11 protein-coding genes are annotated in these 13,104 nt (G+C 57.7%); 5 read left to right on the top strand and 6 right to left on the bottom strand.

All coding sequences use genetic code 11. From position 1 onward, the window contains the following. Positions 1-71: 71 nt before the first annotated feature. The 4 genes from Q1L34_RS13740 to hpaD all read right to left on the bottom strand — a co-directional run bounded on the left by Q1L34_RS13740 (position 72) and on the right by hpaD (position 4,845). Entirely contained in the window at positions 72-1,118 is a 1,047-nt protein-coding gene (locus Q1L34_RS13740) for an amidohydrolase family protein (protein ID WP_015584370.1), read from the bottom strand. Positions 1,119-1,163: 45 nt separating this feature from the next. Then, the gene (locus Q1L34_RS13735; protein ID WP_015584369.1) at positions 1,164-2,453 is read right to left on the bottom strand and encodes an FAD-dependent monooxygenase; all 1,290 of its coding nucleotides are present in this window, start codon (positions 2,451-2,453) and stop codon (positions 1,164-1,166) included. Between the two features lie 49 nt (positions 2,454-2,502). Continuing rightward, positions 2,503-3,744, bottom strand: a complete 1,242-nt coding sequence (locus Q1L34_RS13730) for an MFS transporter (protein WP_064359355.1) — start codon at positions 3,742-3,744, stop codon at positions 2,503-2,505. Between the two features lie 87 nt (positions 3,745-3,831). Further along, on the bottom strand, positions 3,832-4,845 hold the full coding sequence (hpaD, locus tag Q1L34_RS13725; RefSeq protein ID WP_015584367.1) for a 3,4-dihydroxyphenylacetate 2,3-dioxygenase: 1,014 nt from the start codon (positions 4,843-4,845) through the stop codon (positions 3,832-3,834). Positions 4,846-5,185: 340 nt separating this feature from the next. Here hpaD and Q1L34_RS13720 point away from each other — a divergent pair, with 340 nt between their 5' ends. From Q1L34_RS13720 to Q1L34_RS13705, 4 genes are all read left to right on the top strand, one after another. After that, positions 5,186-5,617, top strand: a complete 432-nt coding sequence (locus Q1L34_RS13720; RefSeq protein ID WP_004861784.1) for an OsmC family protein — start codon at positions 5,186-5,188, stop codon at positions 5,615-5,617. A 124-nt stretch (positions 5,618-5,741) separates the two neighbouring features. After that, positions 5,742-6,611 carry an oxygenase MpaB family protein gene (locus tag Q1L34_RS13715; protein WP_032717429.1) on the top strand — a complete coding sequence of 290 codons (870 nt, stop codon included), beginning with the start codon at positions 5,742-5,744 and terminating at the stop codon, positions 6,609-6,611. A gap of 415 nt (positions 6,612-7,026) precedes the next feature. Then, the gene (locus Q1L34_RS13710) at positions 7,027-7,944 is read left to right on the top strand and encodes a bestrophin family protein (RefSeq protein ID WP_004861790.1); all 918 of its coding nucleotides are present in this window, start codon (positions 7,027-7,029) and stop codon (positions 7,942-7,944) included. A gap of 214 nt (positions 7,945-8,158) precedes the next feature. Next, positions 8,159-10,459 (top strand): FdhF/YdeP family oxidoreductase, encoded by a 2,301-nt coding sequence (locus Q1L34_RS13705; RefSeq protein ID WP_327204103.1) that lies wholly within the window; start codon positions 8,159-8,161, stop codon positions 10,457-10,459. A 46-nt stretch (positions 10,460-10,505) separates the two neighbouring features. On the opposite strand, the gene Q1L34_RS13700 is transcribed toward Q1L34_RS13705, so the two are convergent. Next, complete coding sequence (locus tag Q1L34_RS13700) at positions 10,506-11,126, bottom strand: LysE family translocator (RefSeq protein ID WP_015584365.1); 621 nt, start codon at positions 11,124-11,126, stop codon at positions 10,506-10,508. A gap of 83 nt (positions 11,127-11,209) precedes the next feature. Continuing rightward, positions 11,210-12,010, bottom strand: coding sequence for a helix-turn-helix transcriptional regulator (locus tag Q1L34_RS13695; protein WP_015584364.1), 801 nt, complete (start codon positions 12,008-12,010; stop codon positions 11,210-11,212). 185 nt (positions 12,011-12,195) lie between these two features. On the opposite strand from Q1L34_RS13695, the gene Q1L34_RS13690 reads away from it, so the two are divergent. After that, positions 12,196-13,077 (top strand): LysR family transcriptional regulator, encoded by an 882-nt coding sequence (locus tag Q1L34_RS13690; RefSeq protein ID WP_266278716.1) that lies wholly within the window; start codon positions 12,196-12,198, stop codon positions 13,075-13,077. The last annotated feature ends 27 nt before the right edge of the window (positions 13,078-13,104 follow it).

The raw sequence follows: 13,104 nt of genomic DNA, 5'->3' as shown, positions 1-13,104 counted from the left end.
AAAACCGGCAGCCCTCTGCCGGTTTCTCGCTTTTGGCCCCGATAATCTGATGTTTAGCGGGGCCGATTTCGTTAGTCGAGATGGAACATCCGTGCGGCATTCCCGCCGAGAATATTGGCCTTATCTTCCGCTGAAATATCCAGACTCTGAATGGTGTCCACCCCCTGGAAGAACCAGTCCTTGCGAATCGGGTAGGAGCTACCGTAGAGAATATTTTTCCCGCCGATCACCTTCACCGCGGCCTCCAGCTGAGCTTTACCCCATTGCGGCGCGCCGGAAGTATCGAAGAAGATGTTGTTGCTTAACTGCGCGCGCAGATTGCCGGTGCCGGTCTGGAAACGATCGACTGCATCGTTGAACTGATGCTGCGGCGGTACCAGCATATCGGCGAAGGCGTAAAACGCGCCGCCCAGCATGGAGTGGATAAAGCGCAGGTTCGGCAGCTCGTCAAACATGCCGCTGAACAGCTCGCGTCCGACGGCGGTGGCCTGGTCGATGCAGCGCCCGAACTGGCGGCGCTGATTGGTGTACGGCAGTACGGAGTTAAAATCCACCGGCAGCGGCGTATGGTGAACCACAACCGGAATTTCCAGCGAGTTCAGGTAGTTGAGGTAAGGGCGGAAGGCCGGATCGTCGAGATAGATCTGCCCGTAGTGGGCGACAATCTGCGCGCCGCGGAAGCCGAGCTGATTCAGACAGCGGTCGACTTCGCGCAGACACTCTTCGGTCCCCCACGGCGGAACGACCGCCAGCGCCGACATTTTTCCGCCGCTGCGTTTCACGTATTCAGCCATTCGATCGTTGACCTTTTTACAGGTCTCCAGATCCAGCCACTCCTGCCATACCGGAAGACGGAAAATGGCGTGGTCGACGCCGGCTTTTTCCATGTCTGCCAGCTGACTCTCCAGCGTGTACTGACCTTCGGCGTAGTTGAGATTCACATAGCCTTTCGGCTGTTCGATGATCAGCTGACGCAGCGGTTTGCCTTCGATCTGCTCTACCCGGGTGTGGACCCCGTACTGTTTCGGCACGCAATCCAGAAATGCATTCAGCAGTTTTTCGTCGGAGAACAGGTCGCCTGGCAGCCAGTGCATGTTGGCATCGATAATTTTACTCATGCGTTCTTTCCTTTTGTTTTTGGTGTCATGTTGGTTGGTGGGGTGTTATTTCTGCTCGCTGGCAAAAACGGACTTATATTTACCGGGCGCTACGCTCTCTTTACTTCCAGGAATCCGCATCCCGGCTTTGGCGTGGTATTCGCTGAAGATAGCCAGCGCCTCTTCGTGGGGGAAAATGGCCTCAATATCGTCGAACGGTTTCCCGCCGCTGCGCTCTTCAACAATCCGACGAACCACCTCGGGGCCTTCGCCGCGTGAAGCCAGCACCAGCCAGTTCACCTTCTCGCGTCGTTCTTCCTCGTAGGCCCGCAGCGCCGCAACCGGATCGGCCACTGTGCTGAGTTTCTCAGCCAGCACGCGGGCGTCGACAAATGCCTGACAAACGCTGTTGCCGCCGCGCGGATACATGGCGTGCGCGGCGTCGCCCAGCAGGGTGATACGGCCAAAAGACCACTGGGAGAGGGGATCGTGATCGATCAGCGGGAAGAGGTAGCATTCGCGGGCGCGGCGGATCATTTCGCTGACATCCAGGAAACCGAGCTGGCAGTCATCGAAAACATGTTCAATCTCTTTGACGCCGGTTTCCTGATTCCAGTCTTCTTCGCTTTGCGGTTTTTCGGCCTGCTCAATCACCCAGTTGACCAGCTGATTTCCCTGACCATCGACGTTGTCCTGAATGGGGTAGACGATCAGGGTGCCCTGACGAATCGGATCGCCGATGTGCAAAATCGAGCCGCCGGTTTTGATCGGCGGCATTACGGTGACGCCGCGATACAGCGTCAGGCCGGAAAAGTGACTACGCTGAGAGGCCGGGAGCAGCTGGCTGCGCACCACCGAGCGAATGCCATCCACGCCAACCATCACATCGGCCCGTACCTGTTGCGGAGCCGCCGGGTTCAGGCTGTTATCAAACGTGACGGTCACCCCATGCTCGTCCTGGGTGAAGCTCAGGCAGCGACAGCCGAGGGTAATCGCCTCGGGCCCCAATCGTTCCTGTACCGCACGATAGAGCATCATCTGGAGATGGCCGCGATGTACGAAGCGCTGATCGTGTTCATATCCCATATGTCGACCGCACTGTTCGGCGAAAATCTGCTGGCCGTAACCGGTGTAAAAAATCGACTCCTGAGCGTCGACAGAAATGTCGCAAAAAGCCTCGTACAGACCCAGTTCCGTCAGCTCTTTTACCGCGTAGGGTTTGATATCCACCCCGACGCCCAGCGGCTTAATTTCCTGAACGGCTTCGAATAAACGCGGTTTAAATCCCTGCTGGTGCAGACGCAGGGCCGCAGCCAGCCCTGCCGGACCGGCACCAATAATGACGATATCCAACATAATAACTTCCTCAGATTGTGTTATCGGCAGGCCAGCTGGCCTGTCATAGTCAGTTCACGGACGATTTGTTGATGCCAGCGCCGTCCGGGGCGCGGTGTTCAGCGGCAGGTTTATGGTTCGGATCGCGCAGCCAGACGGGAATGCCGACCAGACATACCGCCAGTCCCGCCAGAACCAGCAGCGATAGCGAATGGCCGGTATGATTCTGTAGAGCATGGAAAAACAGCGGCGGTCCCAGGAACACGCCAATCAGCGTCAACTGGGTGATAAGCCCGCTGGTGGCGCCAATGCTGTCGCGTGAAGGAGCCACCACCGGCGCCAGTGCCCACATTCCCACCAGCAGCCCGCTGCCAAAGGTAAAGACCCACGACGCCACCAGCGATGGCCACAGCCCCAGCTGCAGGCTGAAGATGACCAGCGCGGGAATACCGGTCAGTAAGATGCCCAGCGCGCCGATAAGCATCGCCCGGACGCCACGGTTGAGCAGGGCGCCGACCATCAGACAGCCGATGCCGTTACAGACCATCGCCACCACGTTCCAGCGCGAAACCGCCAGCGGATCCACGCCATAGCTTTTCGCCAGCCACGGTGCGAGGGTGGTGATGACGCCGGTTTGCAGAAACGCATCGGCGCCGAAAGAGATCCCCAGCAGCCACGGCAGCGGGCTCTTCAGCACGTCGCGCAGGCCCCGGGTACGGGAGAAGATGATTTTTTCTTCCGCACTGCGTCGTGGCAGGCAGCATTGCGCCACAGCGGCCAGCAGCAGGGTCAAGACCGAGTGGGCCAGGAACGCCACCCGCCAGTCGCCAAAGTGTTCGGCCAGACCGGCCGAGAGAAACGGCAGTAGAAAACTGGCGGGGACAAACGTTGACCACAGCGCCATCGCCATCGTCCTCTGCTTGCCGGTTGTGATGCGAATAAGCAGGGTGACGGCGGCGACGGCGGTCAGGACATAGCCCACGCCGGTAATCGCCCGACAGATCAGCAGCAGCGTAAAAGTGGGGGCAGCAATCACCAGCAGGTCGCCGGCAACAATAATCACCGCGCCAATCAGCAGCACCACGCGATCGCCGAAGCGGTCAACGGTATAGCCTGCCAGCAGCGCGCCGAGAGCGACCATTAAGGAAGGGAGCGACATGATCAGTCCCACCTGGCCGTGCCCGTCGATATGAAACGCGTGTGCAATGGCGCCCAGTTCGGTGACCGCTTCACTGACGGTCATCGCCGCCATCACGCCGAGGGCGTAGGTCACCAGAATTCTGAGATAAGCATTTTGAAAAAATGTAGCCACAATCGTACTCCTGGATGCTGTTAAGTTTGCTCACAGGCCGCGCGCGGCGCCGGAGCGTTGAGGTACAGCGTGTGACGATGTGCAATGTCAGGCGTCGTTGGCCATCGCCAGAAAACGTTCCAGGTCCGGCGGTTCAACCCGCAGCCGCGGAGGCTGCGGCGTCACGCCCACGAACGTTGTGGCCTCGGTAAACCATTTGTTTTGTGCCGGCAGTCCCCACTGATCGGCGCGTTTGGGATCCGCCAGATCCCAGCCGACGGCAGGTTCCGGGTCGATGTGCTGATAGTGGGTGTTGAACAGTTCAATGCGGTGGCCATCAGGGTCGCGAAAATAGATAAACAGCGCGCCGCTGATGCCGTGACGTCCAGGGCCGCGCTCCAGCTGCGGCGCGTAGCCCAACGCTCCGGCCACGTCACAGGCGCGAATCATGTCGTTGCTATCCGGGATGGTATAAGCGAAATGGTGCAGGCGAGGGCCGACGCCGTTAGTAAAGACAATATCGTGCGGGTTGCCTTTACGCTGCATCCACACCCCCCAGAGCTGCTCATTGCCGTCCAGCGTCGACCAGGTGTATTCGCTAGTGCGAAATCCCAGGCGCTGGTAGAAATCAAACGCGGTGCGCACGTCGCTGGCCTGCAGCTGATAATGATCGAGACGCTGGGCACAGGCGCCGCGGTAGCGATCGTACTGTTTAAACATCCGTTCGCGCGGCTCCATGGTCGCGCAGAACTCCAGCGGCACGCCGATGCTGTCGCTGACGTGCAGCGTCAGACCCTGCCAGGGGACATCAACCAGTTCGGCATTCGCTCCTTGTGCGGCGAAATAATCCCGCGCCCGTTTGACATCGTCCTCACTGTGGACCCGCATGCCGATGCGCGCGCAGCCAGGCTGTGCGCTTTTACGTAGCACCAGACTGTGGTGACCGCGCTCTTCCAGGCCACGCAGCCAGACGGTGGAGGCATCTTCATCGCTGACGATCAGGCCCACCAGCTCGCGATAAAAATGTTTACTTGCTTCAAGGTCCCGTACGTTCAGGACGACATGGCTGGCCCGGGTCACATTAAAAGGAGGCTGGCCGACTAGCTCATTGATCTGCTGCATTGTAGGGTTCTCTCTTTCAGTCATCGCTACAGGTATCGGATACGTAGCAGCTCTGTGGCCGCCTGTTCTGCTCAAGACAAAGCCCAATTGAGATATATCTTTTATCTCGATATATCTAGTTGTGAACTGATAGTAGATGAGCGGAAAAAATTCGCTATGGCGCGATGATGAAAATGTGATCTGTTGCGCGAATGTTAATCATTGTCATTTTCGTGTTAAAAAAAACGACAGAAGGCGCCACCTGATAATTTTTTGTTTTATAGGGGATTTTCCTAATCCACCCCCGAAAGACGCCTCACCATCTATACTTTGGGTTCGACATACCAACAGGAGCGATTACATGGCAATCCATAAGAAAGGTCAGGCGCACTGGGAAGGGGATTTAAAAAGTGGCAAGGGGACCGTTTCGACAGAAAGCGGGGCGTTGAGCCAGCAGCCGTACGGTTTCAATACCCGTTTTGAGGGAGTAAAAGGGACCAATCCGGAAGAGTTGATAGGCGCTGCGCATGCGGCCTGCTTCTCGATGGCGCTGTCGCTGATGCTCAGTGAAGCCGGCTATACGGCCACGGCGATTGATACGGTGGCGGTGGTGACGCTGGATAAATCCGGCGGCGGTTTTGCGATTACCCAGGTGGCGCTGCAGAGTCAGATTGTTCTGCCGGGCATTGAAGCCGATGTCTTTGACGGCATTATCCAGAAAGCGAAAGCCGGCTGCCCGGTATCGCAGGTGTTGAACGCTGAGATTAGCCTCGACTACCAGCTGAATCCGTGAGTCTTTAGTGCCCGTTGCTGGCGGGCACTCTGCATTCTCGCTGCGGATAAAGTCACGGCCTGCACATGAGTCCCGCGCCGAATAGTGGTATGTTTTGCTGTCACGGAGAGAATCAGGCAAAACAATGACCAGCATACGCGGAATGATAGAAGCTCAGGTTCTGGGCTTAACCGGCATGGCGCTGAAAGAGATTGATTTCGAGCACCCGCAAGGGGAGCCGGGGCTGTTCGGCCCCCGATCGGCCATCTGGCAGGTACACGGCGACTTTACGTCGATGCTATGCGGAGGCGTGAGCGCACTGTTGCTCCAGATGTTGCACCCGCTGGCGCTGGCCGGCGTCTGGGATCACTCCAATTTCCGCGACGATATCTTCGGCCGCCTGCGGCGCACCAGCCAGTTTATCTCCGCGACCACCTTTGGCACCACCATCGATGCGGAAAGGCTGATTGCCAAAGTGCAGGGCATTCACCTGCGGGTCAGCGGGCAGGATAAAGACGGCACGCCGTATAAGGCCAGCGATCCGGCGCTGCTGACCTGGGTACACGTGGCCGAATGCAGCAGCTTTATGGCATCGCATCTGCGCTATAAGCGTACGGTGGTCAGCGAGGAGCGACAGACGCAATATTTCCACGAGGCGGCTGAGATTGCCCGCCGTCTGGGCGCGCGCGATATCCCGGTGACGCCGCAGCAGGTGACGGAATATCTGCAGGATATGCGCCCGCGTCTGCGCTGCGATGAGCGTACGCGGGAGGTGGCGAACGTGCTGCTGACCACCCGTTTACCCGGCCGTCTGACTCAGCCGGCAGGCCAGTTGATGATGCGTGCCGGGATTGATCTGCTGCCGCCCTGGGCGCAGGAGATGCTCTCTCTGACGCTGACTCCCTGGCAGCGGCATACCGCCCGGCTCGCGGTACAGGGTATCGCCAGGGTGCTTCGCGCATCGGTACGCAACGGCGCCTATCATTGTGCGATGCGCAGAATGGCCGTGAATTAACGTTTTTGTCGCGGATAGCACCTGTCGGCTATTATTTCAGAATAAAAAAGTCGGCGCGATTTATATTTTTATGCGCGTTTTCGGCCCTCTGTGAATTAAATTATCGGCTCGCTGGAATCGATTGCGTGTGGGCCCCGCGACAGGTGCGTTAACTGTCCAGAGGAGGCTGACGCCGGCAGGTTGATAATGTAGCCACATTAATCTCAGGGTTGATTCATTGGCGCTCTACCTCGCATCCCCGCAGTGGTTTTCATATTGCCCGATAAATAAAAAAGGACCATAATTATTGCGCCATTATTCCATCGCATATTAATGGTTAATAACAAACGCATTGTCGTGTTTATGTTCAATAAAATAATCCAATCGGTTAATAGATATTATCTATAGCCAGACTGGGCATTCAGGAAGTCATACAATGATCATCCGACCAGAACAACACTGGTTCCTTCGTCTGTTTGACTGGCACGGCTCCGTGCTGTCAAAAATCATTTTTCGCCTGCTGCTTAACGTCCTGATGTCGATTATCGCCATCATCAGCTATCAATGGTACGAACAGCTGGGTATCCATCTGACTGTGGCACCCTTTAGTTTGCTGGGGATAGCCATCGCGATATTCCTCGGTTTTCGCAACAGCGCCAGCTACAACCGTTTTGTCGAAGCGCGTAATCTCTGGGGGACGGTACTGATTGCCGAACGCACCCTGATGCGTCAGCTGAAAAATATTCTTCCGACGGAGCACCAAACGCATCAAAAAATCGCCAGCTACCTGATTGCCTTTAGCTGGAGTCTGAAACACCAGTTACGTAAAACCCATCCCGGGGCTGACCTTAACCGGCTGCTGCCCCCCGATACCGTCGCGGAGATCCTCGGCAGCTCGATGCCGACTAACCGCATCCTGTTGCTGGTCGGTCATGAGCTGGGCCAGCTGCGCGAAGCGGGGAAGGTGAGCGATATCACCTATGGTCTGATGGACAATAAGCTCGACGAGCTGGCCCACGTGTTGGGCGGATGCGAACGCCTGGCCAGCACGCCGGTCCCTTTCGCATATACCTTGATTCTGCAGCGTACGGTCTATCTGTTCTGCACCTTGCTGCCTTTCGCGCTGGTCGGCGATCTGCACTACATGACGCCGTTCGTGTCGGTCTTTATCTCTTACACCTTCTTGTCCTGGGATTCGCTGGCGGAAGAGCTGGAAGATCCGTTTGGCACCGCGGCGAACGATTTACCCCTCAACGCCATGTGCAACACCATCGAACGCAACCTGTTGGATATGACCGGTCAGCACCCGCTGCCGGAAACGCTGCAGCCCGACCGCTACTACAATCTGACCTGATGGTTCTCTCTGCGTAACTGTTAAATAAGTTAAATCTAACGCGTGATAGATAACATTGATTATACAGTTGCGATCCCGATTGTTATGCTTTCGTTAACAAAAACGTCCGCCGCGGTGTTCTCCGGCGGACGAACTTTTTCACGTTGCGGATCGCCCTGATTAAGGTGATTCTGCACGTCGTTCTCGCTTATCGACGGCGCATTCTGGAGTAGATATGAATATGAAAAGACGCTCAGTACCTGGCGTGCATCCTTATGATGGCCCGGCCGGCGGCTGGGGCGCATTGAAAGCAACGGCCATCGCCGTGCGGACACAAATGGATGCCCTGGAGGCGCCCGTCACCCTGCTGCGCACCAATCAGCCTGACGGCTTTGACTGCCCCGGCTGTGCCTGGCCGGATAAAGAACACAAATCTACTTTCCAGTTTTGCGAAAATGGCGCCAAAGCGGTGACCTGGGAAGCGACCAGCAAACGCGTTACGCCGAAATTTCTGGCGGCGAACACCGTCACTTCGCTGTTGGCCAAAAGCGACTTTGAGCTCGAAGGCTACGGTCGCTTAACCCATCCGCTGGTCTACGATCGCGCCAGCGACACGCTGCGCCCGACCAGCTGGGAAAGCGCCTTCGCGCGTATCGGCGAAGTGGTCAGCGGCATGCAGCCGGACGAGGTCGAGTTCTATACTTCCGGACGCGCCTCCAACGAAGCGGCCTGGCTGTTCCAGCTGTTTGCCCGTGAACTGGGCACCAACAATTTTCCCGACTGTTCGAATATGTGCCATGAATCGACCAGCGTCGGGCTGCCGCAGTCGATCGGCATCGGCAAGGGAACGGTGTCGCTGGATGATTTTGATAAAACCGAGCTGGTGATTTCCATCGGCCATAATCCGGGAACCAACCACCCGCGTATGATGGGGACGCTGCATGAGCTGGCTCGTCGCGGCGTACCGATTATCGTGTTTAACCCTTTGAAAGAGCGTGCGCTGGAGCGTTTTGCCGATCCGCAGAATGTTATCGAGATGGCAACACTGCGCTCGACAAATATTGCCTCTACCTATTTTCAGGTGAAGGCCGGTGGCGATGCGGCGGCGCTGAAAGGCATTGCCAAAGCGCTGCTGCAGATGGAAGAAGAGCAGGGTAGCGTCCTCGATCGCGCCTTTATTACTGAACATACGCAGAACTTCCCGGCGTTTGTCGATGATTTGCAGAAGACCTCCTGGCAAGATATCGAACGCGAATCCGGTCTCACCCGCGCTGACCTGCAGCGGGTTGCCGACGCTTACGCTAAATCGAACGCCACGATTGTGACCTATGGCATGGGGATCACTCAGCATAACAAAGGCACATCAAACGTGCGGCTGATCGCCGACCTGCTGCTGATGCGCGGGAATATCGGCAAACCCGGTGCCGGGATCTGTCCGTTGCGCGGTCACTCCAACGTCCAGGGCAACCGCACCGTCGGGATTACCGAGAAGCCGGGCGCCGCCTTCCTGGCGAAGCTGCAGGAGGTGTTTGGGTTCGTGCCGCCGCACAAGCATGGCCATGACGCGGTGAAAGCGCTGCAGGCGATGATCGAGGGCAAATCGAAGGCTCTGCTGTGTCTTGGCGGTAACTTTGCGGTGGCAATGCCCGACCATGAGCGCGCGTTCCCGGCAATGCGCGGGCTGGATCTCAGCGTGCACGTCGGGACAAAACTGAACCGTTCGCATCTGCTGGTAGCGAAAGAGACGTTTATTCTGCCGTGTCTGGGCCGCACCGAGCTGGATATGCAGGAGACCGGGCGGCAGTCGATCACCGTGGAAGATTCCATGTCGATGGTGCACGCCTCGTCAGGAAAACTGAAACCGGCCTCGCCGCTGCTGCGTTCAGAACCGGCGATTGTTGCCGGTATGGCGATGGCGACCCTGGCAAACACTAAAGTCGACTGGCGCTCGCTGGTGGCAGATTACGACTGTATCCGCGATCTGATCGAACGCACCATTCCCGGTTTTGATAACTACAACGAGCGTATTCGTCACCCGGGCGGTTTTCGCATGCCGCTGCCGCCGACGGAGCGCATCTGGCCAACGCCAACCGGGAAAGCCATGTTCTCGGTGTTCCACGGCGTACATGAGAACGTCCATGTTGCGGGCGAGGAGGTACTGCGGCTGGTCACACTGCGCAGCCACGATCAGTACAACACCACCATCTACGCCATGGATGACCGCTACCGCGGTATTTTTGGCCGTCGCGACGTGCTGTTTATGAACGAGCAGGATATGGCCAGTCAGGGATTCGAGCACGGCGACCGGGTGGATATCACCACCGCGCTGCCGGACAGCGATTTGCGTCTGGAGGATATTACGCTGGTGGCCTACAACATCGCGCCAGGCACCGTTGGCGCCTACTATCCGGAAGCCAACGTCCTGGTTCCGCTGGACTACATTGATGAAGAGAGCGGCACGCCTTCTTATAAATCCGTGCCGATTCGTCTGACCCTGCGCTCGAAAGAGATTCGGCCGGTCTCCGGCCTGCGCTAATCTGCCCGCGACCGCTGCCGACCTCAACGTCGGCAGCAAACTCTCGCTATTCTGGCGCCAGTACCAGCTTGATGCCAAGGCCGACAAAACCGGCGGCAAAAGCGACCCGCAGCCCCAGTAACACCCTGGGACGGGTCAGGACATAGCCGCGCATCGCGGCCGCGCAGGCGCCGTATAACATAAAGACCAGTAGCGTCATCAGCATAAAAATCCCGCTCAGCGTCAGCATCGCTTCCCCCGGGGAGGCGGCATCGCTGCGGATAAATTGCGGCAGAAAGGCGAAAAAGAAGAGCGGCAGTTTCGGGTTGAGAAGGTTAATCATCACGGCATGCGTGATGATTTTCAGCGGTGAATCGGCCTCGTCACGGCTCTCTGGCGTGAGCGCGCCCCGTTGAGCGAGCGTATTCCATGCCATGTACAGCAGCCAGGCGACACCGAGATATTTGATCGCACCGAAGAGTTCCGGAGTGCGGTGGAGCAGCGCCGCCAGACCGGTGACGGCGGCAAGCAGATGCGGAATGATACCCAGGGTGCAGCCGAAAGCGGCCGCGAAACTCCTGCGTCTTCCGGCAGCGAGTCCGGTGGCAATGGTGTAGAGCGTCCCGGTGCCGGGGGCGAGTACAACCAGCAATGAGGTGAGTAGAAATTCAGGGCTGATGAACGACATGGCGGTGTTCCTGTGAGAGAAATCAGTCGCTCTGAGTATTTCGCCACACCGCGGGCGCGTCTTGAATAAAATTGCAGACGAGGTTACCGGACGGAGTGATAGCTGCCCGGGGTGGTGCCGAACTGTTTTTGAAAGGCGCGAGTCAGATGGCTTTGATCGGCGAAGCCGGCCATCTGCGCCGCATCGGCGGGGGAATGTCCGGCGCTTAACAGCCGACGCGCCAGCCGTACCCGGGACTGCACCAGATAGGCATGCGGGGTAATGCCCGTTTCGCGGGCGAAGCCGCGGATCAGCTGGAAACGACTCATGCCGCACAGCGCGGCGAGCATGTCGAGGGAGGTTTTTTCCTCCGGCGCATCATCAAGATACTCTTTTGCCAGCGCGATGGTCGGGGAGTAACGGGCCGGTGCCGTCCGGACGAGACGATGGCAGCCGGTTGCCCGCAGCAGACAGAGCAGCAGCCCCTCTTCAAGCGCCGTCTCATCGCCCGTGCGGGCGGTGATTTCAGCGAACAGTCGCTGCATGAGCAGGCGCAGCGGCGGGTCGTCGACCACCGGGCGCAGCAGGATATCCTCACTTTTGACCGCGCCCTGAAATTCATCGACGACGAGCTGCGGATCGAGGTAGAGCATTTGCCAGCTGCGGGGACCGTTCAGCGGAACGCCATCGTGCATTTCTCCCGGGTTGACCATAATGATCTGCCCGGCCGAGGCGTCAACCTGGCCAAGATGACTCCACGAGCGCTGGGCACCGCGAATGAAAATACCGAGGCCAAACTGCTCGTGAGCATGGCGCGAAAAGTGCTGTTCGGTCAGCAGTGACATGGCCTCGAGACCGGGGAGAGGCAAGTGATGCTGCTGGACGTGATGGATGCGGGGCGCCATGTGCTCCTCCCGAAGCGGTTCTGTGCGAGTGTAGTCCGCCGATCGTCACTTCCGCAAGCGCCGGACCGGCTTGTATTTGTCCGATGCTGAACGTAACATTTAACTAACATACTTTTGACCGGGCGAGGGGAGTCTGCATCGCGCCGGCGTTCGCATATAGCGAACGGCAACACACTGGATTAACCATGGATATTAAACAGCTCAAATACCTGATCGCACTCGATCAAACGCGTCATTTTGGCCAGGCCGCGGCGCTGTGCCATATCACTCAGCCGACGCTTTCGATGCGCATCCGCAATCTGGAAGAGGAGCTCAATCTGGTTCTGATTCAGCGCGGGCAGCGGTTTGAGGGGTTTACCGCGGAAGGCGAACGTATTCTGGCCTGGGCGCGGGCGCTGCTGGCGGCTCATGACGGGCTGGAGGCGGAAGCGGCGATTTGTCGCGGCCAGATGGTGGGGCAACTGCGGGTAGGGATGGTGCCGCTGGCCAGCCTTAACCCGATGCAGCTGATTAAACCGCTGGCCGGGAAGTACCCGGAGCTGCAGTTCAGCCTGCTTTCTCTCACCTCGGAGCAGATTATCGATGGCGTCAGCCGTAATCAGCTCGATCTGGGCATTTGCTACCTTCACCACGTCGATAGCCAGCTTTTCAACATTAAGCGGCTGCCGGCAACGCGAATGGGGTTGCTGCATGATAAACGCCATTTTCAGTTTGCCGAAGGGACGCCAGACTGGGAAACGCTGGCCGCATTACCGCTTGGTTTTCTCACTAAAGGAATGCATTACCGTGAATCCATTGAGATGAGTTTTAAGAGTAAAGGGTTCACGCCGAAATATGTTTTTGAGAGCGATTCTACCTTCCAGATTATCCAGGCGGTGCAGGCGGGAATTTGCTGCGCCATTATGCCGCTCAACAATGGTCTGGAGGCGTTAAGCGATAATCTGGAGATTATTCCCATCGTCGAAACCGAAGTAGAGTCAATGCTGGCGCTGATCATGCGCAACCAGCAGCCGGTCTCGTCACTGGCGGAGAAATGTTTTGCCGATGCGCAGGTCATTTTTAATTAATATGGCCGGGGGATGGGAGGCCGTCCC

It is taken from the genome of Klebsiella ornithinolytica (genome assembly GCF_030505655.1).
Taxonomy (GTDB): domain Bacteria; phylum Pseudomonadota; class Gammaproteobacteria; order Enterobacterales; family Enterobacteriaceae; genus Klebsiella; species Klebsiella ornithinolytica.
The sequence above is the reverse complement of the archived record's forward strand: the minus strand, read 5'-3'. Positions and strand labels throughout refer to the sequence as shown.

Bases quoted from the DNA above. Each gene is read 5' to 3' on its own strand.
- Q1L34_RS13740 (WP_015584370.1), bottom strand. From the start codon at position 1,118: ATGAGTAAAATTATCGATGCCAACATGCACTGGCTGCCAGGCGACCTG.
- Q1L34_RS13735 (WP_015584369.1), bottom strand. From the start codon at position 2,453: ATGTTGGATATCGTCATTATTGGTGCCGGTCCGGCAGGGCTGGCTGCG.
- hpaD (WP_015584367.1), bottom strand. From the start codon at position 4,845: ATGCAGCAGATCAATGAGCTAGTCGGCCAGCCTCCTTTTAATGTGACC.
- Q1L34_RS13720 (WP_004861784.1), top strand. From the start codon at position 5,186: ATGGCAATCCATAAGAAAGGTCAGGCGCACTGGGAAGGGGATTTAAAA.
- Q1L34_RS13715 (WP_032717429.1), top strand. From the start codon at position 5,742: ATGACCAGCATACGCGGAATGATAGAAGCTCAGGTTCTGGGCTTAACC.
- Q1L34_RS13710 (WP_004861790.1), top strand. From the start codon at position 7,027: ATGATCATCCGACCAGAACAACACTGGTTCCTTCGTCTGTTTGACTGG.
- Q1L34_RS13705 (WP_327204103.1), top strand. From the start codon at position 8,159: ATGAATATGAAAAGACGCTCAGTACCTGGCGTGCATCCTTATGATGGC.
- Q1L34_RS13700 (WP_015584365.1), bottom strand. From the start codon at position 11,126: ATGTCGTTCATCAGCCCTGAATTTCTACTCACCTCATTGCTGGTTGTA.
- Q1L34_RS13695 (WP_015584364.1), bottom strand. From the start codon at position 12,010: ATGGCGCCCCGCATCCATCACGTCCAGCAGCATCACTTGCCTCTCCCC.
- Q1L34_RS13690 (WP_266278716.1), top strand. From the start codon at position 12,196: ATGGATATTAAACAGCTCAAATACCTGATCGCACTCGATCAAACGCGT.